Here is a 24,549-nt window from a genome sequence, read left to right on the forward strand (position 1 = left end):
TTTTTATACGAAAAGCCATACCGCTTGTGGCTCAATATGAAGGGCTTCCGCCTAATCAGGTTTGCAGAACAAACACCCAAAATTATCCCCAATGAGATTCTACATTTTACTCACCTTACTCTTCTTAAACGCTGTGGCTCTCCAGGCCCAAGCCCCCATCATTACGGCAGGGCAGGAAACAGTACTGGAAGGAGGCACTGTTAGTGTACCCGTATCGGTAGCTAATTTTAATGATGTAGTAAGTATTCAATTCACCCTCCAGTGGGACCCCGCAGTGGTTACTTATCAAAACACGGGAGACTATGGCCTCCCCGGCATGTCGGAGTTCAATTTTGGGGAAACCGATATCGCTAACGGGCGCCTCACCTTTGTGTGGTTCGACGGCCAAGTAAGTGGATTTACCTTACCCGATGACAGCGTTATTTTTTCGGTAACCTTCCTCGCTATTGGCGATCTTGGCGACAGCTCGCCGCTGAGTTTTGTCAACGCTCCTACCCCTATCCAAATCGGGGTGATAAACGGCGTACTCATTGAAGAAATAGACGGCACTTATATTGATGGAGAAGTTCAAATTATTTCAGAAACCTTACAAATAGAAACTTCGACGACATCTAACTCTTGTTTCGGCGAAAGCCAAGGCAGCATAACAACTAACGTTGAAGGCGGGCTTCCTACTTATGTATTCAACTGGACAGGCCCGGATGGGTTTACCAGTAGTGATCCGAATATCGATAATCTTGCAGCAGGAGATTATGCCCTTACTATTACCGACCAAAACGGCACTACTTACGAAGACGACTTTGTGATTACAGAGCCATCCGCTATCCAAGTCGACAATATTCAACTGCAAGAAAGTAACTGTGATACTCCTACCGGTTCCATTATGCTAACTGTAAGCGGGGGGACGCCAGCTTACCTCTATGATTTTGGTGATGGGTTTTCGCCTGACGCAGTAGAAAATCAACTAGCAGCAGGCAATTATTTAGTACAAATACAAGATGATTTAAATTGTATTATTGATACGCTGATCACCATTTCAGAAAGTGGTGCTCCGGAGATTATGCTGGAAGATGATTTTTCTATTTGTCCAGATGACTCCGCAACCCTAACCGCCAGTACCGACGCTACCCTTAGCTACAGCTGGATACTGGATGGGCTACCGATTACACCAACGACTAACGAAATCACTATTACTGAAACGGGAATCTACGCCGTAAGTGCTACAAATGCTGCCGGCTGTACCGCCGTTGATCAAGTAACGGTTAGCGAAAGCATGATACCCGAAGCCGAATTGGGCCAAGACCTTGAACTTTGTGCCAACGATGAAGCTACTTTAACAGCCAGCACAGCGGACAACCTCACCTACAGCTGGACCCTAGATGGGCAACCCTTCCCTCAAACCACCAACGAAATAACGATAAGTTTTACAGGCATTTATGCCGTAACTGTAACCAATGACAGTGGGTGTATTGCTACCGACCAGGTTACCATCACAGAAGTAGCTGCGCCTCTCATCGAATTAGGAAGTGACTTTGGCATCTGTCCAGAGGAAGAAACAACCCTATCCGCAAGTGAAGACCAAAACCTCACCTACAGCTGGACTTTCGAGGGACAACCCTTAACGGAAACCACCAACGAAATAAGCATCAATACGGTAGGAATTTACGCCGTAAGCGCAACCAATGCAGCAGGCTGCACCAGTACTGATCAAATCACCATCAATGCTGATGCAGTGCCAGTACTGGAACTAGGCGAAGATATAGGGATTTGCCCTGATGGGGCAACCACCCTTAGCGCAGGAACCGACCCTACCTTTGTCTACAGCTGGACGCTGGATGGGCAGCCGATTGCGCCAACAACCAATGAGATTACCGTAACTGAAACGGGGCTTTACACCGTAAGTGCGAGCAATGATGCTGGCTGTACCGCTGCGGACGAGGTGATTGTTAGCGATGCGATTCTCCCCTTACTTGACTTGGGGCCAGATACCAGTATTTGCCCTAAAACGACCTTGTTACTCTTGGCCAACGAAGACTTAATGACCTTCAACTGGACTGTTGATGGAGAACCTACCGGTACTGATGCTCCAGAGCTTCTGGTATCAAATGAAGGCCTGGTTGTCCTTGATGCGCTCAGCGAGGATGGTTGTACTTTGAGCGACACCATTGCAATCAGCCTTATTCCTTTTCCTACAACGGTAGGGCCGGATACGACTATTTTTTTCGGGCAACCCCTCACTTTGTTTGCAGAAGGCGGTATTGCCTACAATTGGATGACAAACGTAGAATTATCTTGTACCGACTGCCCTGATCCAGAAGTCACACTGGATGAGACGACCACTTTACTCGTAGACATTACGTCCTCTGAAGGCTGTGTCGTAACCGAAACGCTAACCGTAAACGTAGAAGAAGCACCAGAGGTATTGGTAGACCTTGTCAACTTCCTTTCTCCTAACGGTGATGGAAAAAACGACGTCTTGATTTTCCGTGGGCTAGAGAACTACCGAGGCAATCAGCTCAGCATCTTCAACCGCTGGGGTGACTTGATCTTCAGCAAACCCAATTACCAGATCGACGGCGAATACTGGGATGGCACCTGGAATGGCCAGCCCTTGCCACCGGGCATTTACTACTACGTATTAAATATTGATGTAGCATCAAAGCCGATCAAGAGTGCTTTGACGATTGTGATTGATTAAAAAAGATATTATGAGATATACTACCCTATTCATTTTGTTTTTCCCGCTTTGGTTGGTGGCCCAACAAGTGCCTCACACAACTGCGTTCAGTTCTACCTACGCGAGTTGGAACCCGGCGATGACAGCCCCTTGGAGTTATGTAGAAACCCAGGCGGTTTATCACCAACAATGGTTGGGTTTTGCGGGTGCACCGCAAACGGTTATGGCCGACGTTCAAGTGCCTATCCTGGATTACAACATGAGTGCGGGCTTGCAGGTACAAAACGACCAAGCAGGGCCTTTGCGGCAAACCAGTATTTCGTTGCTGTATGCCTATCAGATAAAACTGGACTACAATCACCGACTAGCTATCGGGGTGATGGCAAACTTGAGTCAATTTGGATTTAACGGTAATGACTTGGCTGCTTACGACCTTGATGATCAACTTTTAGGTACAGGAGAAAGCAAGGTTAACCAAACCAATTTCGGTGTTGGTGTTTACTACACAGGGGCTGATCCTGACGACTATGAAGAATCTTACCTCTTTGCGGGCCTGAGTGCCCAGCAGGTGATGCCGGGATCACTACGCTTTGCGGAATTCAATGAGACAGCTAACTTCAAGCGAGTACTTCATGGCTTTGGCCTGGTAGGTTATCACTTTGATCATCGCAGTGGCTTTGTGGAGCCTAGCCTGCAAGTGCTGTACGCTACCAACAACATTATGCACTTCCAGCTGGGTTTGCAGTACGAGATGTACGATACCTTCTGGACAGGATTGACCTTGGATTCCTCTTTCCGCACCGGGGTGCAAGTGGGCTACATTGTTCCCAATGTCGGTGCAGGCAGCTTACGTATCGGCACGATGGCCAGCTATAGTATCTCCAGCCGAGGGCAAGAGCAAGGAGTGAGTTTGCAGGCCTTGGTGGGATATCGGTATGCGCTTTAGTCGCTACGCTTGGTTTTACCATTGAGTAAAACCAAGCGCTTATTGATCTTACGTTGCTTAGTTGTATTACTAGTATCTTTAGAGCTTGTTTGGAAATTTTCCGAACAAGCTCTAAAATTTAGCCTACGTATGCTTGACATTTTTAAAACCTGGATAATAAACCAGGGCCTCGAATTGTCTACTGCCGATCTTTTATCACGCAGCTTGCTTTTTGTGTTGATTATTATTTTAAGCCTTATTGTTTATTTACTTGCAAAGCGTTTTATCCTAAGAGCACTCGCCGCTATTATTGGCCGAACAGCAACGCAATGGGACGATATGCTTCTGCATAAAAAAGTATTCAATCGTCTCGCTTATCTGGCGCCAGCCATTTTTATTTACTTGTCTATTCCAATTCCTCTGGCGGGTTACGATTCGTTCATTTCTTTGGCTAACGGGCTCATTTTCATCTACATGATTGCGATGGGGATATTAGCTATTGATGCCTTTCTAAATGCTTCCCTGGCTATTTACAGCACTTATGAGGTTTCAAATAGACTTCCTATAAAAAGCTTTGTTCAGGTTTTTAAAATCATCATTTATTTCACCAGTGGCATATTTATCATTTCCATTTTACTGAATAAAACGCCTGTCTATTTATTTAGCAGCTTAGGCGCTCTTACGGCAGTATTGATGTTTGTTTTCAAGGATGCTATTTTGGGGTTTGTAGCGGGAATACAGTTATCGGCGAATCGAATGGTAGCTAAAGGAGACTGGATTGAGATGCCAAAATATGGTGCAAATGGTGATATCGTTGAAATCGCTTTAACGACCGTCAAAGTGCAAAACTGGGACAAAACGATTACGACAATTCCTACCTATGCTTTAATTACCGAGTCTTTTAAAAACTGGCGTGGTATGTCTGAATCAGGTGGTAGACGGATTAAACGTTCTATCAATATCGACATAAACACCATTCGGTTTTGCACAGAAGATATGCTGGAACGGTTTAGTAAAATCCAGTATATCTCCGATTACATTGAGGAAAAAACCGTAGCGCTACAACAAAGCAACAAGCAAGAGCAGGTAGATAACGCCAGCCTTGTGAATGGTAGAAGGATGACCAATATTGGAACATTTCGTGCCTATGTTAAAGCTTACTTAAGCAACCACCCGATGATCAACAAGGATATGACGTTTTTGGTAAGGCAACTTGCTTCAACAGAACATGGCTTGCCCATCGAGATTTACGTATTCAGCAAAGATCAGGAGTGGGCTAATTATGAAAATATCCAGGCTGATATCTTCGACCATATTTTAGCGGTTGTCCCGGAATTTGATTTACGCGTTTTTCAAGATCCGAGCGGCAGGGATTTTAATAAACTGACCAGTTAAAGCACTATTCAAAATTCAAGCGACTATGGTTATTATTAGTAAAATCAAGGTTGTGCTCATTGTACCATTCGAAAAAAGCATCGTATTCTAAATCGTTTTCCTGATAAAAATCTCCAAAAAATGCTATATCTCCAGCCCTGAATAAGAAGTAATTGTATAGTTGAAAATAATCAGCTTCGATTAGTTCGGCGTGATAAGGAAAGAGTACAAAGGGGTATTTCTCCTGGCTGTTCTTCTCTTCGTCCATCCAAGCTTCCAAGAACACGGTACGGGCCTGATGAATTCCCTCAAGGTCAAGGGGGCCGCCGGAATACACGCCGGCTGTCACCGCATATTTCATAGCAAATTCTCCTTCAAAGGGCAGCAAAGCGAAATTGTTTGCTTGAAGTGTTTCCAAATTCAATCGATCGACCGAGATAGTAAACCCAGATTCAGTAAGATCGAAACTACCAGAAGTATCACTTTCTACAACATAGACCTCATTGTAGAGCTCAAAAAGTAAGCCGCTAATTTCATCTACCCTTTCGGTGCCGAACTCTAAATTGAGGAAGATTTCTCCATAAAGGAGCGCCCACACTTTTTCGGAAGTACTTGCAAAAAACTTGGTCGCCCAATAGTAATTCGAAGGGTGAGTGGGATCAACCTGAATACCTTTTTCCCAATAATAACGCGCGAGGTTGTAGTCCTCTTCAGACATGGCCACTACCCCTGATTCTAAATACAGCGGACCCGAGTTGGGAAATTTTTCTATCCCTTCTTCATATATCTTCTTGGCTTTCTTTCGCTTACCGAGTACATCATAAGTATTGCCCAACATTTGATAATAAAGCGGTTGGCTATCAGTTCCTTTTAGCAGGGACCTAAAAACAGGGAGTGCCGCTCCATAATCCCCGCCTTTGTAATGCGCCAAGCCTATTTCATAATCGTAAGTAGACTTGCCCGGGAAGATTACTTTAGCTTGTTCGAGGTAATCAATAGCGGCAGCGATTTCCCCTTCATCCATAAGGTTCATGCCAATGAGAGCGAGCGAATCTGCTTTCATTTCAGCGCCACTTTGAGCATTCATTGCAAAGGAAAAGAGTAATAAAAACACGAGAGAGAACGTACGATTCAGCATAATGAGAGCTTTTAAATAATTCAATATCAAGTAAAAAAAGTATTTGTGGGAGTTTGATTTCCCCATAAGTAAGGTTCCCAAGGCAATCTACGCACCTTGTACCTTATGTAAAATGACATTAATCGCCCCCTTCTCCCCTATTTTCATGCGCTTTAATAATCATCTCTATCGCATTCTCATTTTGTGGGTCGAGGCTTAGCGACCGTGCATAATTCATAATTGAGTTATCCCAATCCTTGTCTTCAAAATAGGCTTCACCCAAGCTATCATACAAGTCGGCATTGTTTGGCATCAGTTCCGTTCCATATTGAAAAATCTTGATAGCAGCCATCGGATTCTTGATTTCTTGTAACCATTCATAACCGATTATATTGATAACATAATTAAAGTCCATCTCTATAAACTCGGCTTCCGACAATTCCTGTTCGCCTACGGCCTCCTCTAGGATGCGTGTTGGGTGTACTTCGTCGTTGTACTTATGGTAATATTGCCGCCCAATGGATGCCTCTGGAAACAAATCAGCAATCATTACGCTACGTTCACCTTGTGCTAGCTCTTTCTTTAAGTCGAGCTCAATAAACTGGGTATAATCATGAAATAGATAGACCCTAATCACCAAGGCATTCAAGTCATAAATAGTTGAATACTGCGTAGAAGATAACCCAACGTTGGATAGCTCCTCCATGACACGGCTACCGTAATCCAAAGACGGCTCGCTTTCCGTAGTTTTAACGAACTGTAGCCCTTTTTGAAAGTTGGCTATTTCTACCTCTTCTTCGGAGACTACTTGTGAATAATAGAAATTCGAGAACAATTTCTCTACTTCTTCACTTATGATCAACTCATCTCCTTCTACGATTAGATAAGTTCCTGATTTATCGACAAATACAACTTGGCTACTTGTCAGAGAACTGAGGTCTATTGTCTCCAAATAAGCCTTCACCTCCTCGACCATTGCCATTGTTTGCATAATGTTTTTGATCGCATCCCCTATCGGAACAGCCAATTTACCTTCGGTATTTTCTATCGCCAGGTAAGGGTTGGCAAAGCCGTCAAAGACCAAGCCTGCTTCATTTATAGCTCCTTGGGCAAAACTATTGAGCAGTCCCATATACATGACACCGTACTTGTTTTCCTCTCCAACTTCGAACCAAAATTGACTATTGGGGCTCAACCAATCTTCGTTGTTTCCTACAATCGTTTTGCCACCTTGCGTAAGTTTATACATACTACAAGCATGGCTTACCATGGAGCTAGCGAATAAAGCCACGGTTAGGGCTGTTATAAGTTTAATTTTCATTGGCTAATTTTAGCGTTTGACCCCGAAGCTACGAAAAACTATGCTTTTTGAATCTGCAAAGGGTGGTCATTTTCTATTTAGCACATTCCTTAATCAGGTCAGAGATACTCCTCATAACGGTTCATCAATAGGGCAAACACGGGATAAGAGCTAACTTAACTCCAGACTTACAGCCCGTAGTTATCAATATGTGATCTGTTTTACTTTTTTTGAAGTATACCCAATCAATACAAATGCCCCCTCTACATTTTCTCGCCCTTAATCAACAAGGTAGACCTTATGGATTCATTTTTCAAGTGAATAAAACCCAGCCTACGGTCATCTTTCATAAAGTTGGCTAAATCCATTTCTGAATCAAAGGAGATGAAATGGATTTCATAAGGTAATTCCTTTTGTTCAGCAATGAAAGCTTCTTTAGTCGGCCTTAGTCGGTAAATTATTCGCCCATTGTACTTTTCCATTAACGGAATCGCATGGTCTTCAAACTCCAGGAAGATTTCTTCTTTTCCTTCTTTGATGAATATCAGTTGTGTAATGTAAATCATAGAAACAGGAATTGGTAAAAGACTACACTTTATCGCTCCTCTGACATTTGCATCTCGCTATTCCTCCCTTACATCAAGACCCTGCCGGAAGTTCAAGGTGAGGATATTCGCTTGATCTATTCTGGAAAGAATTGATTTTTGGATTTTGGATTATTCCATCTTGGATCTCAATAGCTCGCCGGATGGTTTCACTTCCTTGCCATTTTCCCGGACCTCCCATTATGATGGGCAAGTAAGGTGTCAGGCTATTAGATATTTCCCAAGTGGCAGCGTTCCACAGGTAGGAAGGCGTGTGGTCTACTGCATAATAAAACACTTTACCGACCTTAAACATCGGCACCTCAAAATCGGTGGGTTTAGCAAATGAAAAGCCCATTCCTTCATCGCAACTGATATCCACAATTACACAACCTGGCTTCAGGCGATCATTTTGATCTTCTGGCACTAGCATCACGGGGTTATCGGTATCCTGTAGCATACCATTGACGATAATATCTGCATCGACCAATTCTTCCACAAAGGGGCGGGATTCATGTTCTGGATGTAGCGTCATCAGATTACCCTCCTCATCCTGGTCAAATTGAAGGTAATTGACCCCGGCCATTTGGTCGGCTACCAAGAAATAATGCCGTTGGGTAAACACCGTAATCTCTTGAATCCCTCGAGCCTGTAATGCGCGTATCGCCCCTCTACTCACTGAACCGAAACTAATCACTACGGCTTTTCTATTCGGGCCATAGTTTCCATCGATTCCCATCAGGTTCATCGCATGGTGTACACCGGCATATCCTGCAATTTCATTGTTGTTTTGAAAGATGTGCATTTGCCAATCTCCATGGGCCGACCAGCGGTGCATCGCCTCCCAGGCAATCAGGGTCAGCTTTCGGTCAATAGCTGTTTGTGTAATTCCTCTTTGCTGTACACAGTGTGGCCACCCCCAATGGATGGTGCCATCTTTCATATCATCAAAATCGCCCTGTACCGGCTTAGCCAACAAAGCGACATCACAACGCTGAAAGAGCTCAGACCTCGTAAGCACACCACCACTCATCTTGGCGAGTTCGGCGTCACTCATCCCGAATGGCAAGCCATATCCTTCTTCAAAAAGCAGGTGATTTCTGATCTCTTCATCGATCCAGCTCAATTGATCAGGATGGATGGGCACGCGTTTTTCTTGTTTTTTTCTAGAAGTTCCGAAAACACCGACAGTAAGTAAACTCATTAATTTTTCATTTTTGGATTAGCGTATGTTTAGCAAACGTTTACCCAATTAGCAAGTGGCTTAAGATAAGAAAAAGCGCTTGTTCGCAAAATTTGCAAACAAGCGCTTTGTGCTTCCTGATTTTCAATAAGGAATTGATGCTAAAATATGTTCAATCGCCTTTAATCGGGCACTGGGTTTTTTATTCGCATCAATGATTTTCCAAGGGGCGTGTTCCGTATTGGTTACCTCAAACATTTTCTCTTTGTAGAGGGTATATTCATTCCACAATGCTTGGGCTTTTTCATCAACAGAAGACATCTTCCACCGCTTCAAGGGACTATTCTTGATATCTCTAAAGCGTTTTGCTTGTTCCTTCTTTGATATTGAAAAGTAAAACTTAATCAGGTAGGTGTCAGACTGAATGAGCATTTCCTCGAAGCTGTTGACCTGAGACATGAAAACTTCATATTCTCTGTCTGTACAAAAGTTATTGACAGGCTCCACCACTGCTCGATTATACCAGCTCCTATCAAAGAAAACTATTTCTCCTGGTTTTGGCAACTGATTGATGTACCGTTGAAAAAACCACTGATTTCTTTCGTCGCTGGTAGGAATATTTAAAGCAACGATTTTAAAATGCCTGGGGTTGATATATTCCGTAATCCGCCTTATAGCCCCGCCCTTTCCTGCAGCGTCTCTTCCTTCAAAAAGGATGACAACTTTCTTATTTCCCTTTATTACCCAATTCTGAAGCTTTATCAATTCCTCTTGATTCTTCTTCAAGTCATGGATGTATTTCACCTCTTCCAAAACTTTAGGGATACTCACTTTTTTATTTTTAAAAAGCGTGTGCAGACCTACTTTAGAATTAAGGAGCGTAAGTTCTTCTTTTGTTAAATTCATCTTGCTTCTTTTAATTCTCTGGTGTGTCTTTTGTATTTAGAGTTCATCGTGAAACACAAAAAACGTCAGAGTAGGTTTCTTTTTAAATGTCGATTTGAATAGCACTTCTATGATACCTCATGATCACATTGGGGTCAGGTAAAAGCGGTATTTTAGACTCCCCTTTTCCTTCATAATCAAACTGCGACAATACATACCTCATACTTTCCAGCCTTGCTTGCTTTTTGTCATTCGTTTTCACGATGATCCATGGGCTAAAATTAGTATGTGTTTTACTAAACATCTGTTCTTTGTAGTGCGTGTATTTGTCCCAAAGCTCTTGCCCTTTCACATCTACCGGGCTAAATTTCCATTGCTTCAGGGGATTGCTCAATCGAGCATCGAATCTCTTTTTTTGTTCATCCTTAGAAATAGAGAACCAGAATTTGATGATTTTCAAATTATCTTCATAAAGCAAATGCTCAAACTCAGGCACTTGCATAATAAATTGTTCATACTGCTCGGGGGTACAGAAATCCATAACCGGCTCCACAACGGCTCGGTTGTACCAGCTTCTATCGAAAAACACAATCTCGCCGGGGTTAGGCAATACTTTTATATACCGTCGGAAGTACCATTGCCCTCTTTCAACCTCCGTTGGCTTCGTCAATGCCACCACTCTTGATGTTCTGGGGTTCAAGTGTTCCTTAAATCGTTTTATGGAGCCTCCTTTCCCCGCAGCATCTCTACCTTCAAATATTACCGCAACCCTCATTCCCTTCTGAGCTATCCATTTCTGAAGGTTGACAAACTCCGCTTGTAGCATCACAAGCTCTGCTTCATATTGTAACTTATTCAGTGTCTTAGCAATTGAGATATCGTTCTTTTCTGCTATCGCAATTAAGTCATCCCTCGTTTTTACTTTTTTCAAATGCTCTGCAGTAAAATCCATTGTATAAAGTCGGTTTTATTAAAAAATATCCTCCACCTGTTTATTGCCAGCCTCTCACTGACGACACAGACCCCACGAGGGAAGACTTGTTAAGCGCACAAAAGCCCATTTCTATTGGTTTCCGTAATGGTTCTTGACGTATACAAAGCAAATAAAAGCTAGAGGTATACCTGGTGATAATTGTCATCGAGGTGGGTGACTATCGTCAACTCAACATAGGTGACGACGCCGATAGTGGTAAGTGCTTGTTTGCTTTATTTCTCCGGGATAGAAACGTTCTGCAGCAACAGCAATCCATCAAAGTATTTAGACAGATTCACAGAATTGGAGTTACTCAGAAAGAACGTACCTCGTAAGTGCTACGGTTTCCTCCATTTTGATTTCCTCTACCGTCTGTGCATTTACAGGTATTTTCTTTGGTTGCTATTCCGCTAAAAAAGCTGCTGCGATGGTACCAATTACGGCTTTGCGGTATGAGTAAGCTTATTAAAAAGCATGGTAAATTGCCTGATTCTCTGACATTTTTTGTGTTTATTGGATAGAATACATTGTTTCCTTAAAAAAACAAAGCCCAGTGATCGCATTTCTACGTAGATTCTTCAAAAAAATAAAGGTGAAAATTATGGCAATCTACAAAACACCAGGTGTTTATGTAGAAGAAACTTCAAACGCTCCTCTTTCCGTTGCAGAAGTCGCTACTGCCATTCCTGCATTTATTGGATTTACACAAATAGTTCCCAAAACAGGCCCTAAAGTACCCGTGAGAATTACTTCGATGCTGGAATATGAGGGGTTGTTTGGCAAGGCCAAACCCTATGCATACGACGTAAAAATAGTTCGTGACACAAACACGGCCAAACCCAGTATAACCTCTATTGGCAAGGATGCCGCAGCCGAAAAAACCATTATTTACTACGCTTTGCAGCTCTATTTTACAAATGATGGAGGGCCTTGTTATATCGTCCCCTTAAGCGATGGCGACACCCACGAGGAGGGCTTGGAAGCTGTAGCCAGCGTAGACGAAGTCACGTTATTGGTTTGCCCGGATGCCGCAACAATTCATGCATCTTCGCCCCAAGGGGGAGCGAGTAATCCGTATTATGCTATTTGCCAAAAAGCACTACAGCAATGTGCTGACTCAAAGGATAGGTTTGCGATATTAGACGTCCTGGATACTGACTTAGAAGCCGCTGAGTTTCGAAATGAAATTGGGAACGAAAATTTAAAATGCGGAGCAGCCTACCTCCCCTATTTGAAGACCAATTTGTCCTATGGATACGATGAACCCCAGGTAGAGGTAACCATAGATCAAACTAAAACCCAAACGCTTGCTGAGCTGAGTAAAGACCAACCAAAAATCTACCGTTTTGTAAAAACAGCCTTAAATAATGCCCCCAAAGTCGTCTTACCGCCAAGTGCGGCTATAGCAGGTGTTTATGCCCGCGTTGACCAGAATCGTGGCGTTTGGAAAGCCCCAGCAAATGTGAGTGTAATAGGCATCGAAGGCCCAACAAGAAAGATAACGGACAGGGAACAAGCGTCATTGAATATCGACGCTACCGCCGGGAAGTCGATCAATACCATTCGCGCCTTTACCGGAAAAGGAACGCTGGTGTGGGGCGCCCGCACCTTAGCTGGTAACGACAACGAATGGCGCTACGTGCCCGTCAGGCGACTCTTTATCACGGTCGAGGAGTCTATACAAAAATCAACCTCCTTCGCCGTATTTGAACCGAATGATCACCCTACCTGGAAAAAGGTAGAAAACATGGTTGACAGTTATCTATATGGCCTCTGGCAACAGGGAGCTTTAGCTGGGTCCACGCCCAAGCAAGCCTACTTCATTAAGGTAGGCCTGAACCAAACAATGACCGCCCAGGATATTCTAGACGGTAGAATGATCATAGAAATCGGCATGGCTGTGGTTCGCCCTGCGGAGTTTATGATTTTGCGGATTGTTCATAACAATGGAGGAGCCATAGAAAGCTAGAGCTCTACTTTTCTGGGGTAGAAACGTTCTGCAACAATAGCAATCCATCAAAATGTTTAGACAGGTTCACCGAATTAGAATTACTCAGATCAACAAACGTATCTTTATACATTAACAAATCAGGGTCGTTATGCTCCAACTCTAGTCCTGAGTCAATATCTATCATTGCTTTCGCTCCTTCATTTCTCACCATATAGACAAACGCTCTAGTTTAGATAACTTGAAATCACTCAATTACTATTCTTTTATTAAGCCCCACTTCAATGATTTTACGCAAAGTTTTATAGCCTATATCTGATCTACTGTTTTCAATCTTACTAATATAGGATTTCGATGTACCTACCTTCTGAGCAAGTTCCTCTTGGGTTATACCTGCTGATATTCTTGCTTTTTTCAATGCTCGCCCTAGCTGGTACGCACTATCTCTTTCTTTATCTATTTTACTGTTTTCGTATAATACGACCGGATCCAAATCCAGCTCCACTTCAAATTCCATACCATTTGAGAGGCGAGTTACTTTTTTTATATCAGGCCAAGTAAGCGTAGCGTTTTTAATAATTACATTTTTCACTTTATCCTCATCATAAAGGTTTCTCAAAATGCTATCCGACTTTAGTTCTTTACTATTTAAAAATTTTAAAATATCTATGACTCTATACTCACCATTACTGAATACGCAGTATATTTCAAAGCCTTTAACTTCGTTAATTTTCAGAAGGTGAATTACATTTTTCATAAATATCCTGTTGTATTTTAATCATTTAGACCATTCCATATTTCCATCAAAACTTCCTTATTCTCGCTTGCCCAATCCAAAATTTCTTTTTTCTTATTTTTTGGCAGCGTACCTTCTAGAATTTCTGAGGTCTCAATCTTTATGATAGCCTTATATTCCGCAATAGAAGTATGAAAATGTGGTGGTGCATGATCTTGGAAAAACAATTGAATTTTAACTCCATTAATGGTAAAAAATGCCGGTATGTAGTTATCTAATTAGATAACTACATACCGTAAGTATAGTTCATATACAAGTCAATCTCCAGTCTATTGGATATTTTCCTAGAAAGAACGAGGTCACATCCCACTCACAAAATCTAAAAAGACCTTTTTATGAAGTTCAAGGTCCAGATTAGGCGAAAGGGCTACACGGGCGATATAATCCTTATCGCCTTCTTTGGTGGTCCCTTGGGTAGAGGTGGCAGGTATGGTCCAGTAACAGCCTTTTAGCTGGCCATAGCTTACACAGTACTTGCTTTCGTGAGGAATTTCGTTAATCATCAAATTGATTAACTTTAGATTCAGCGCTCTTTTGTAGGCTTCTTTTTCTTCCTCGGTATTCCCTTTTGTGGGCAGGTCTAAGGAAAAAACGGATGGCGTAAATCCTTCTTTTGCCAATTCTTCTGAAACAAAATTGATCTTCGCTGCTGGTAAGGCTTCCTTGATGAAATTTACAAAGGCGCGCGTATTTTCATAAGCTGCTTGTATCCTTTGATTCATGGAAGGCAACTGCTGCGCTAGTATTTCAACCTGAAGGTCCGTAGCTTCATTATCGCAAAGCTTTAAATGCTGATCTATCTTTTCCATCAGGGCTTCGCCCTTTGTATTTGCGACACAGTAGCCAGCGGTACACTTGCCGCCACTTGGGAATTTCGATCCACTAACGTAGGAAATTGTCCTGATCGTTGAGAATACTCCATCTTCCCCTAAGAATTGGACATTAGGGCAAAACGTTTGGTCTAAAATAAACACTGGGTCGATAGCAGCCTCACCGCTTTGGGTTTTACGAGGAGCACTCAAAACATCCCTTAACTTTATAAGATCCGGAACTTCAACCCTGGGGTTTGTAGGGATTTCTGCGATGATGTAAGGGACCGCATTCTCATGAGCAACTTGGTTTAAAACGATGTCGATGCTTTGCACCATATCATGATCCCCATCAACGGGTAAGTCCAAGACCTCCACATTGTCAACACAAGCAGCCACTCGCCTTGCCTGATCATTGGTACCACCATAACAGTTGGGAGGAACAATAATCTTGATCGCCTTCCCCTGGTACTTTTCCAGAGCATCGTGCACCAAGCCCATCATGATCGCATACTGGATAGATAGTCCACTAGACCCTACAAGTGGCTTTGTATTGATACCCGTAATCTCTTTAATGGAATCTAAGACACGTGCTTTGTTCTTCTGGACATTGTTTTGCTTCTCTTCAGCAGCAGGCTCCTCTATCAGCGCCTTTAAAGCCGCAAGACAATTGGCTGGTGTCATGGCAATCGTCTCTCTTCTTCTAACATGTTGAATTTCGGAGATATAACCTTCATTTTGCTCTCCTTTCACGATTAATACACTACCAAGTTGAGGGTGTATATTGACAAAAAAGTCAACATTCAGGGAGCTGTCAATCGTACAAATTTCTTCTTGTTGAGAAACGAAGATAGTGCTGCCATCAAATGCGGTAATCTCCGCTACGTCCTCTACCCTCTTCAATTCAAAATTATAACCGTAAACACGCTGCAGCAGGTCTACATCAAAAGAGGCAGGTAATTCATCGGTATAAATGATTTGAGTGTTCCTATTATCCAACAGATTCTTTCTTAGAATTGCCATAATAGGAACCGTCTTTGACGAAAAACTTATTACACTTTCTGCATTAAGGTTGTTCATCCTGGCAATTGCCCACTCGAGAACAGAAGACAGCGGATGACCTAACCGAATATAGTCGAAAGCAGTAGGTAATTCGCGGAGTGCCGAAGTTTCAGCATTATTGTCCTTAAACAAGATTTCAAACTGTTCCAGGAATTGAACCTTGGCCAATTTTTCATTAAAAATATCTAATCGATGGGTCGTTAGCTCCAACCAGTCTATTGGCATATTAGCTAATACCTCTTTAATATAATTCAGCATCTTATTGGTTTCGATCATTTCGTCCATACACAGGCCGAAAGTACACATTAGTTAGGCTTATTATAATGCCTTGAGGAGGCATTTTGTTTACTTGTGTTTAAGTTGCCAATAATTGACAATTATCCACTCTTTGCTAAATTAAATTTCACAACGGCTGCATTGTTCTCTATCTTTAATCGAGAGACCTTTGCAAAGGAATCATTGCTAATAGGGTAAGGCGAATCCGGAACTCCTAGAATGTTACTACTACAGCTAAATAGCCCGCTAAACAAAAGGGATGCGGTTTAGCGCCATACACGTTCCGGACAGGCATTTATTCCATTTCGGCCAGTATACCAATCATTGTTTCATTAAACTTCTTCGGTTCCTCTTCTAATGGTCCGTGACCTGAATTCTCAAACCAGTACAACTTCTTCTTCGGGGATTTTAACTTATTCAACCACTCTTCTGCTAATTTTGATGGTATATTCCAATCATGTCTTCCTTGCAATAAAAAGATTGGCGTTTCTATTTCTTCAATACGCTCTACATCTGTACCAAACATATCCTCCTGCATTTTTTTAGCGGAATGCTCCCATACTTTAAACCAGTCATAATCCTTGTAATCCTCGTAATAGGACATCGCCTTTTCTGTTTCCTCTTCAGAGGCTTTGTTAAACGTTGTACCATTGTATTTATTCAACAGCACCCATTGCTGAAAGAATCTATCTAAATCACCTTCATAATAGGCTAAGTTTCTTAGGCTGTCTAAACGTTCTAAGGCCTCATCGTCATTGGCTTTTATTGCCTGTTCAGTTAGCCAGCCTTGAGTAATTTGTATGCCCTTATTCATGTTTACTATTTGGGCTATCCCGATGTACGCACTATAGTCTTCTGGATAATCTTTCACCAAATTTATACCGACCAAACTCCCCCAGGAATAGCCTGCCAAAAACACTTTTTCCTGATCATATTCTGCTTTCAACCAGGTGGTTAATTGATGCCCATCCTTTATTATCTGTTCTAGGGTTAAGTTCTCTGGCGTTGGATTTTTTCCATAGCTGTTTCCAGCCCCTCTCTGTTCCCATATTACTAAAGTGTATTCCTCTGCAATTTGAGAATTATAATACCTCAATTGAGGCGTTTGAGGCCACCCTGGTCCTCCATGTATAAATAATAATATTGGATTCTTATTTGATGATCCTATTATCTCTACATATTGCAACGCTCCTCCTAAATCCAGAAACAGCTTTTCGTTTACAGGTTCTTCCGATGAGATCGATTTACTGCTATTGGTTTCAAGCTTACACGAAACCAGTAACAGCAGGGTCAATATCAATGCTATATGTTTCATATTTTCTTTTGATTGAAGATAACTCAAGCTAGTGCGCCGGAACGAGGAATGAGCATGATCGTACCTGCAAAGTTCTGAGTCATTAAGCGAATGCTCACCCAATATAAAACTTCTGACGGTTTCCGAGGGTGGTCAATTTTTCCATTACCCCTGCAAAAGCCCCCGCAACCCCAGCACCGGCCCTACCGCCAACGCTAAAAACAAATATGCCGGGGCCACCTCCAATTGTAAATAATTGAGCAACTGGATGCTTAAGATGGTAATCGAAAAACCAAGGCAGTTAACAATCGTCAGAGCGGTCCCCTTTTTCTCAGCAGGAGCATTTTGCGCTACCAACGTAGAAAAAAGCGGTGAATCAGCCACTACAACCATTCCCCAAAAGACGAGAAACAAAGCAAATACAACGGCAGGCGCGTACAGGAAAAACAGCGGCGAAAGCAAGCAACACACCCCAGACAGCGCCAAGGCCATCGCCGCTATCTTGCGGGCACCAAAGCGCAACGACAAATAACCACCCAATACGCACGCCATCCCGCCAACACCAATAACCACAAAGGACAAAACAGGGATACTAAAACCAACCGCTGGGTGTAGCTGAATATAGGCTAGCAATGCCACAGGCACAAAAGCCCAAAAAGCATACAGCTCCCACATGTGACCAAAGTAACCAAAGGCCGCCGCCCGAAAGGAACGGTCTTTGAACACGCTAAAGAAGGCGCCAACGTCCAGCCCTTGCCCTGCTCGGCGGTGAGGACCATCCGGCACCAATACCAACATCAAAGTACCGCCCAGCAGCGCTAACCCCGAGGTGATCAATAATACATATCGCCAAGGCCAGTCGCCGCTGAAGGCCTGCAACAGGTGCGGGAATGCCGTACCCAGCACCAACGCCCCCACCAAATAGCCCAGCGACTTGCCCAAGCCCTGCGCGTAATAATCGGCAGCAATCTTCATGCCTACAGGGTAAATACCAGCCAGGCTGCACCCCATCAAAAAACGTAGCAACAGCAAGGTAAACGGCGTATTGTACGCGCCAATAGAGACAACATTGAACAGCGCGCCCAGCACTGCACACGCAAAAAACACCTTCGCTGGTGAAAACCGATCCGCAATCGTTAGTAAAGCAAACAACAGCGTGCCCGCAATAAAACCAAATTGTACCGCCGATGTGAGGTTCCCCAACGCACTCACCGGCAAGGAAAAGTCTACCACCAAATCAGCCATCACCGCATTACCGGCAAACCACAAGGATGTACAACAAAATTGAGCAATAACGATGACGGGCAGGATATGACGCGGTATTTTCATGCCCGCAAAATAGACGATTTTCAGGGTTTACAAGGTGTAAAAGTGTAAAAGTGTAAGGGTTCGTCGGGATACCGTCCTCGGCTTCAGCCCTAAGGTTCGGGCACATTTTCGTGTATGATTTTGACCTCTCCGAGGTGTTTCTTTTGATCCCCGCTCTTGATTTGATTAGATGTCTAACCGCCCAGACGTTGATTGAAAGCGCTTATGTGTTCTTTTATGACCTTACATGTTCAAAAAAAAACCGGAAGCAGCTAAAAGCTATCCTCCGGTTCCTATAGTTCCGACTTTGTTTGTTATGTTCACCTGGTGGTGGCAGCGAGTCTATTCCGCTACGCGTGGTCGATTGAGGTCAACATTTACACACTTACACCTAGGCTGTCCAACCTGGCTGATAATTCAGGTTACGCGTGGCTTTAGCCCGCAAGGAGTTCTCTCCGTTCTAGGGGTGCGGGCTGAAGCCCGCGCAACCTGGCTGAGGGCAACTCTACCTGGCAATTTAGCCTGTCAAGAAAGCGCTAAAATCCGTCGCATCAGAAAAGCACCAGATTGGACACCCTACACTTACACCCATCCAACCCTTACACCTTTAACTCCGACTTTGTTTGTTATTACTAGATGAACACCACATGGGTACCCTCCCCTTCCGCGCGACCATAGAAATCACCTACCGTCAGTACGCCATCCAGGTCATCAATGAGGTCTTTCTCTTCGAGGTCAAACATATCCATGGCCAGCTTACAGGCCCATATTTTGGTACCAGATGCCGTGAGGATTTCCAGAAACTCATCAATGGGGGGAATATCCAAATCCTCAATCTTTTTCTTCATCATCTTGGTCGCCATAGCTTCCATGCCTGGCAAACCGCCTAGCATACTCGGGATGTGCATGGCCGGGTTGCCTACCGTAGCTACGTGCAGGTGTTCTAGCCTAGACTTCTGGATAGCTTCCAGGCCGAAGAACGTGAAGAAAATCTCAGATTCAATCCCTTCCATCCGGGCACCATTAGCCAGAATAAAGCAGGCATATACATTGTCTAAAGTCGCTTTAGACAATATGAGCATCATTTTCTTTACTTTATTATTCTTTTCCATTATTGCTTATTTAGTTTAGCGTACTTTTCTCCTCGCAAGAAATCTCCAAAGGAGGAAAGATTAAATACAACTGACAGGCTTGGGTATCCCAGCTATTCTACTCGCCTTTTTGAGGGGGCCATTAGGAAACAGCTGATAAAACTCCTTGATGTTGGTCACGCCGCTCTTGCCTATCTTACGGATCGTCAACGGTACTTCCGCGCGGTATTGATCCTGAAGGAAACTGATCACTTCCCAGTGCTTGGGGGTCATCTCCACTTCTTCTTCTTTTGCAATTTCTTCACCTACCTGCTGTGTCCATTCTTCCAGGTTGGTCATGTAGCCTTCGTCGTTACAAGCTACATTGGTTCCTGCATATGCTCTTGTTGCCATGATATTATTAGTTGTTAGTTGATTGATTGATTGATTGTTGTTGGTTGATTGCTTTGTCGTAGCAGTACTGCTATTATCCTACCTCAGCAGGCGCAGGTTCTATGTCTTTACCGGCAGTCATCATCGCAGAAGACACGAAGGGGATCGGTTTTCCGGTGATCAGCATATTCCAGTAAATCCAGCGAAAAGCCAGCTTACCCCAGTGGTTTACCCGGCTCTCTTTGAGCAACCGTAGTGGGCCTACTCCTGGTATTGGGAAGGTACCCGTTACGGGTTCTTGATCGTAGTTAAAGTCAATGAGTAGCGCTTTGCCATTTCCTGTTTCTACAAAACAGTTGGCGTGGCCATCAAAGCTTCCGTTCATTTCTTTACCTGCGATGTAGGCAAGGATGTTTTCTGTCAGTACCTCTGCTTCAAAGTGAGCTACAGAACCCGCTTTAGAAGCTGGAACATTGGTAGCATCGCCGATCACAAAGATGTTGTCTTTGACCAGGCTTTGCAGCGTGGCCTTATTCGTCGGCACAAAGTTCAGATCATCCCCCATACCAGAACGTTCGATCATGGGGTCTCCCATGTTGGTAGGCACCGTCACCAGCAGATCATAATCTACTACTTGACCGCCGTAGTCGTATACTTTCCTCGCTTCGCCGTCGACTCGTTCTACATTAAAATTGGGGACAATGCGGATGTTTTTCTGCTCCAGCAAGTAGTTGAGTTCCTTGGTGGCTCGCGGCTTGGTAAAGGCACCATCCATCGGTGTCACGAAGGTGAGGTCTACCTTGTCCCTCATCCCTTTATTCTTGAAGAAAGAATCGGCGAGGAAGGCAAACTCCAAGGGAGCTACCGGACATTTGATCGGCATTTCACAGATATGAACGACCATTTTACCGCCCTCCCAATTCATCAGCTTCTTGCGCAAATTGCTCGCACCATCGAAGGTGTAGAAATCAAAGATGCTCTCCTGCCAGTGCTCACCCAGCATTCCCTCTATCTCGTCAGGAGCAATATCGGTACCTGTAGCAACGATGAGCAAATCATAACTCAGCGCTTCACCATTAGCCAGATACACCTGGTCTTCGTCTTTAGCGATCCGGTCAATAGGCTCACGCACCAGTTTCACTCCTTTAGGAATAAACTGATCAATAGACTTAACAATCTGTTCTGGTTTATAGATATCGAAAGGAACAAACAAGTACCCAGGTTGGTAATAATGCGTTTTTTCTTTATCGACAATCGTGATTTGCCATTCGTTGGCAGGCAACTTCTTGACGAGGTGGTTGGCCATCATCGTTCCCGCTGTACCCGCACCTAAGATTAAGAGATTTTTCATTTTGCTGGTTATCTAATTCATTACAAAATTACCCGACTATACCAGCGAGGTCATTGATTTTCATCAACGAAACATGTGATTTTCATCATATTTCATTTGTAGCGGCAACGGGGAGCACCTAAAGTAGCTTTCAGGTGCTTTGGGGCCATGCCATCTCCCGTCCCGACTAGAAAAGTCGGGACGGGATCGGCACCGGGCTCTTCGCTCTCATGCAGTGCTGCGCATTGCATACCGCTGCGATCCCTTGTCCTTAGTTTCCGATGGAAGATCGGAACGCCTCGCGCTTCAGCCGTTGGCTTGCGCGCTATTTTGCACCAATCGTACCAGTGCGATCTACGATTGGGACACATCTCAACCAAATCAGGAGTGGGAATCAAACGAAATACCTCGGAAAGGTCAAAACACATAAAATGTGCGTAGGCCAATAGGCCGAAGCACGCCGCAGTGACGAGGAGGACCAAGGATGGGCAGACCGCAGGGATAGACAGCCTGGTGCCGCAGTGGCGTTTGCACCGCAACGCTGCTGCCGGCAGGGCCCCAAAAAAGATGCGAGAAATTCAATTAACAACCAATTGCAACTACGCTAGCCTCAAATAATCCAGCTCCAAGCGAAAGGCTTGCGCCTCTTTATTGCCGATCAGGAATGCGATCTCTGCCAGTTGCTCACCGGGGTAGTTGGGCATGCGCAATTTGCGGCCTCTAAAGGTAGGGTACATCTCTGCCAAGGGCACGGTGATCTCCTCCCACTCGCCAGTGGTGGTGAAGTAATAAACATAAGAATGGGCATCATCAGGGCTGCTCTTGAACCGTAGCTGGTAGCGGCGCCCATCGCCTTTGAGCCGGATGACACAATGGGAATAATCGCTTACCTGTTTTGATTTAAAACGATGCCGGACAGAGGAAAACCCACCATTGTTCTCCAACGATACTTCACCGTAAAACAGGCCATTACCGGCTTCGTTAATCTTGAAATGACCATCCGAACGGCCACCCATCACCACATCATCAACAACGCGCCAAGTGGTAGGATCTGTATTGCTAGTAAAATCAAAGAGAAGGGGTGCGGCAGCCATGAGTAAGAGGTTTACGAGGAAAATTAGAGCTTTCATGACTATAAAATAGTCCGTGGCCCAAATTGTTTCCCCTGAAGGCAAGATTTAGCCAGATTTAGGGGATGTCATTATAGTAGCGCACACCCCGCACTTCGCACCCGAAAAGTGCAAACGTTGGAAAAGTGTAAAGGTGGGCTCCCCCATCTGACCAACCAGCCTCAAAATCGGAAATCAAAAGTATTTTCCGCACCCCGCACAAATAAACGGTTCTACTCAACCAAAAGGAAACCAAAATACCTAGTACATAATACCAAGTACCGTTCCCTACCTTTTCTTTTTCTTCTTTCTATTGCGGTTATCCGCCTTCTTACGGCCGCGCTTTTCTTCCAGTTCGCGGCGGGTGAGGTTTACTTTCGTGTTTTTGTACTTCTTTTCATGGAAAGCACCTTCACCTCTGGGGGCCATCTTCACCCGCACATTGGGTACCCGCAGGTTGGGCATCTCTTCCGGAATCAATTCTTCCGACACTTCTACTCCTTCAGGCACGGGGAGTACCTCGACGGTTTTCTGCATGAGCTCTTCGGCTGCCTTCAATAACTCTTGCTCCTCTTCTCTAACAAAGGTGATCGCAATACCATCTTTATCTGCACGGCCAGTACGACCGATACGGTGGATGTAATCTTCGGCCGTGGTGGGGGTATCCAGATTGATAACGTGAGAGACATCGTCGATATCCATACCTCTGGAGATCAAATCCGTGGCGATAAGGATTCTAGTCTCTCCGGCGTGAAATTTCCGGAGACTTTCAAAGCGAAAATTCTGGCTTTTGTTACCGTGAATCACGCCCATTTCTTCCTCAAAATCGACCAGCAGTTGCTCGTAAGCCATATCAGCGAGTCGCTTGCTGGGCGCAAAAACGAGAACACGCTGATAAGTTTCCTTATCCTGTAGCAGGTGCTGAAGGAGATTGAGTTTTGTCTTGTAGTTGGGAACATTGTAAACCGCTTGGGCTATGTTTTCCAATGGTGTACCCACTCTGGCAGCTTCGATAATTACCGGATAATCAAAGGTGGTATCGATCACTTCCTGAACATCTTCCGTCATGGTGGCGGAAAAGAGTAAATTTTGGCGCTTTTTGGGTAAGATGTCAATGATCTTCGTCAGCTGTGGCCGAAACCCGAGGGCCAAGAGCTCATCGACTTCGTCGAGAATAAGATGGCGAATTTCTTTAAACCGCAATGAACCTTGGAGAGCCAGGTCAAAAATTCGGCCAGGCGTTCCTACCAGTATATCCAAACCATCTTCTACAGCTGCTTGGTGGCGTTTCATATTTACCCCCCCAAAAACACCTATAGCTACCACGTTTTGATAAGTCGTGATACGCTCGATTTCTTCTACCACCTGCATAACTAGTTCGCGGGTAGGCACCATAATAAGCACCTGCGGTAAGCGGTGTTTCTGGAACTTCCACATACGGAGCACCGGCAGCAGGTAGGCCAGTGTTTTTCCGGTGCCTGTTTGGGCAATACCAATAACATCTTTACCGGACATAATCACGGAAAAGGCACGCTCCTGAATGGGCGTTGGCGTCTCTAACCCGGCATCTGCCAGTGATTTGAGTTGCGACTTCGAAAGGTTAAAATCTGTAAATTTCACGGTGCAAAGGTAGCAGTTTTTAGAGGAATTCTTGCTTTTTTGAACCATATATAGGTTAAACGCATCAAAAGCATAAAACAGGATGGCCACACCAATTTCACAGGAATGCTTATCGCTAAAATCAATAGCCCTGCCATTGAAATATTCCCCAATCCCGTAACGCTTTCCGTAAAAGGGGAGCAGATGGAACGAATCGAGTTATACGATTTGGAAAGGCGTTTGCTAAAAAACGTGAGGTTTAGCTTGCGCTGCTACTTCGTGGTGCCTTTTTGTATTCCTAGAAGGCAAGAAATGACTAGGCAAATCTCACTGTACCAAGTACTTAGTACAGGGTACAAGGATTAGCTACGCTGATGACCTGCGGTGATCGTCGCAGGCTCCTCAGAGTTGTCGTTCCTCCTCAGAGTTTTGAATCCCTAAAATGGATTCTATACCAAGTACCATCTACTTTTTACCTAGTACAGTGAGGTTTGATGTATTTAGCTTACTGATAATGAGCCCTTTGCACTCAAACAT

Annotated in this window: 21 protein-coding genes; 4 read left to right on the forward strand and 17 right to left on the reverse strand. The window is 44.1% G+C overall.

What is annotated here, in order from left to right; translation table 11 throughout:
• The first annotated feature begins 91 nt into the window (after positions 1 to 91).
• The 3 genes from A3EU_RS0107575 to A3EU_RS0107585 all read left to right on the forward strand — a co-directional run bounded on the left by A3EU_RS0107575 (position 92) and on the right by A3EU_RS0107585 (position 4,997).
• Positions 92 to 2,698: a T9SS type B sorting domain-containing protein gene (locus tag A3EU_RS0107575; RefSeq protein WP_020535538.1), complete on the forward strand. Its 2,607-nt coding sequence runs from the start codon at positions 92 to 94 to the stop codon at positions 2,696 to 2,698.
• Positions 2,699 to 2,708: 10 nt separating this feature from the next.
• Positions 2,709 to 3,623, forward strand: a complete 915-nt coding sequence (locus A3EU_RS0107580; RefSeq protein WP_020535539.1) for a PorP/SprF family type IX secretion system membrane protein — start codon at positions 2,709 to 2,711, stop codon at positions 3,621 to 3,623.
• Between the two features lie 129 nt (positions 3,624 to 3,752).
• Positions 3,753 to 4,997 (forward strand): mechanosensitive ion channel family protein, encoded by a 1,245-nt coding sequence (locus A3EU_RS0107585; protein WP_020535540.1) that lies wholly within the window; start codon positions 3,753 to 3,755, stop codon positions 4,995 to 4,997.
• A gap of 4 nt (positions 4,998 to 5,001) precedes the next feature.
• On the opposite strand, the gene A3EU_RS32595 is transcribed toward A3EU_RS0107585, so the two are convergent.
• The 6 genes from A3EU_RS32595 to ppk2 (A3EU_RS0107615) all read right to left on the reverse strand — a co-directional run bounded on the left by A3EU_RS32595 (position 5,002) and on the right by ppk2 (A3EU_RS0107615) (position 10,997).
• Positions 5,002 to 6,114 (reverse strand): tetratricopeptide repeat protein, encoded by a 1,113-nt coding sequence (locus tag A3EU_RS32595; RefSeq protein WP_020535541.1) that lies wholly within the window; start codon positions 6,112 to 6,114, stop codon positions 5,002 to 5,004.
• A gap of 118 nt (positions 6,115 to 6,232) precedes the next feature.
• The gene (locus tag A3EU_RS0107595) at positions 6,233 to 7,414 is read right to left on the reverse strand and encodes a tetratricopeptide repeat protein (RefSeq protein ID WP_020535542.1); all 1,182 of its coding nucleotides are present in this window, start codon (positions 7,412 to 7,414) and stop codon (positions 6,233 to 6,235) included.
• A gap of 242 nt (positions 7,415 to 7,656) precedes the next feature.
• Positions 7,657 to 7,959, reverse strand: a complete 303-nt coding sequence (locus tag A3EU_RS0107600) for a hypothetical protein (protein ID WP_020535543.1) — start codon at positions 7,957 to 7,959, stop codon at positions 7,657 to 7,659.
• 73 nt (positions 7,960 to 8,032) lie between these two features.
• Positions 8,033 to 9,181: a N(5)-(carboxyethyl)ornithine synthase gene (locus A3EU_RS0107605; RefSeq protein WP_020535544.1), complete on the reverse strand. Its 1,149-nt coding sequence runs from the start codon at positions 9,179 to 9,181 to the stop codon at positions 8,033 to 8,035.
• A 123-nt stretch (positions 9,182 to 9,304) separates the two neighbouring features.
• Complete coding sequence (gene ppk2 / locus A3EU_RS0107610) at positions 9,305 to 10,066, reverse strand: polyphosphate kinase 2 (RefSeq protein ID WP_020535545.1); 762 nt, start codon at positions 10,064 to 10,066, stop codon at positions 9,305 to 9,307.
• A gap of 82 nt (positions 10,067 to 10,148) precedes the next feature.
• Positions 10,149 to 10,997, reverse strand: coding sequence for a polyphosphate kinase 2 (gene ppk2, locus A3EU_RS0107615; RefSeq protein WP_020535546.1), 849 nt, complete (start codon positions 10,995 to 10,997; stop codon positions 10,149 to 10,151).
• Between the two features lie 622 nt (positions 10,998 to 11,619).
• Here ppk2 (A3EU_RS0107615) and A3EU_RS0107620 point away from each other — a divergent pair.
• A complete protein-coding gene (locus A3EU_RS0107620) occupies positions 11,620 to 12,987 on the forward strand; it encodes a phage tail sheath family protein (protein WP_020535547.1) in 1,368 nt (455 codons plus the stop codon).
• A gap of 4 nt (positions 12,988 to 12,991) precedes the next feature.
• Here the strand turns inward: A3EU_RS0107620 and A3EU_RS0107625 are convergent, their stop codons facing one another.
• The 11 genes from A3EU_RS0107625 to A3EU_RS0107675 form a co-directional block, all read right to left on the reverse strand.
• Positions 12,992 to 13,153: a hypothetical protein gene (locus A3EU_RS0107625; protein ID WP_156825695.1), complete on the reverse strand. Its 162-nt coding sequence runs from the start codon at positions 13,151 to 13,153 to the stop codon at positions 12,992 to 12,994.
• Between the two features lie 60 nt (positions 13,154 to 13,213).
• Positions 13,214 to 13,723, reverse strand: a complete 510-nt coding sequence (locus A3EU_RS34780; protein ID WP_020535549.1) for a helix-turn-helix domain-containing protein — start codon at positions 13,721 to 13,723, stop codon at positions 13,214 to 13,216.
• Between the two features lie 17 nt (positions 13,724 to 13,740).
• Positions 13,741 to 13,968, reverse strand: coding sequence for a DUF4160 domain-containing protein (locus A3EU_RS0107635; protein WP_044085568.1), 228 nt, complete (start codon positions 13,966 to 13,968; stop codon positions 13,741 to 13,743).
• A gap of 93 nt (positions 13,969 to 14,061) precedes the next feature.
• A complete protein-coding gene (locus A3EU_RS0107640) occupies positions 14,062 to 15,939 on the reverse strand; it encodes a PLP-dependent aminotransferase family protein (protein ID WP_020535551.1) in 1,878 nt (625 codons plus the stop codon).
• A 265-nt stretch (positions 15,940 to 16,204) separates the two neighbouring features.
• Complete coding sequence (locus A3EU_RS0107645) at positions 16,205 to 17,224, reverse strand: alpha/beta fold hydrolase (protein WP_020535552.1); 1,020 nt, start codon at positions 17,222 to 17,224, stop codon at positions 16,205 to 16,207.
• 144 nt (positions 17,225 to 17,368) lie between these two features.
• On the reverse strand, positions 17,369 to 18,532 hold the full coding sequence (locus A3EU_RS0107650; RefSeq protein ID WP_020535553.1) for an MFS transporter: 1,164 nt from the start codon (positions 18,530 to 18,532) through the stop codon (positions 17,369 to 17,371).
• A gap of 611 nt (positions 18,533 to 19,143) precedes the next feature.
• Positions 19,144 to 19,623, reverse strand: coding sequence for a DsrE/DsrF/DrsH-like family protein (locus tag A3EU_RS0107655; RefSeq protein ID WP_020535554.1), 480 nt, complete (start codon positions 19,621 to 19,623; stop codon positions 19,144 to 19,146).
• 60 nt (positions 19,624 to 19,683) lie between these two features.
• Positions 19,684 to 19,995, reverse strand: a complete 312-nt coding sequence (locus A3EU_RS0107660; RefSeq protein ID WP_020535555.1) for a TusE/DsrC/DsvC family sulfur relay protein — start codon at positions 19,993 to 19,995, stop codon at positions 19,684 to 19,686.
• Positions 19,996 to 20,068: 73 nt separating this feature from the next.
• A complete protein-coding gene (gene sqr, locus A3EU_RS0107665; RefSeq protein WP_026211280.1) occupies positions 20,069 to 21,325 on the reverse strand; it encodes a type III sulfide quinone reductase, selenoprotein subtype in 1,257 nt (418 codons plus the stop codon).
• A gap of 578 nt (positions 21,326 to 21,903) precedes the next feature.
• Positions 21,904 to 22,434 (reverse strand): CIA30 family protein, encoded by a 531-nt coding sequence (locus tag A3EU_RS0107670; protein WP_020535557.1) that lies wholly within the window; start codon positions 22,432 to 22,434, stop codon positions 21,904 to 21,906.
• A 267-nt stretch (positions 22,435 to 22,701) separates the two neighbouring features.
• The gene (locus A3EU_RS0107675; RefSeq protein ID WP_026211281.1) at positions 22,702 to 24,033 is read right to left on the reverse strand and encodes a DEAD/DEAH box helicase; all 1,332 of its coding nucleotides are present in this window, start codon (positions 24,031 to 24,033) and stop codon (positions 22,702 to 22,704) included.
• Positions 24,034 to 24,549: the final 516 nt, after the last annotated feature.

The organism is Lewinella cohaerens DSM 23179, assembly GCF_000379805.1.
In the GTDB taxonomy this organism is placed as follows: domain Bacteria; phylum Bacteroidota; class Bacteroidia; order Chitinophagales; family Saprospiraceae; genus Lewinella; species Lewinella cohaerens.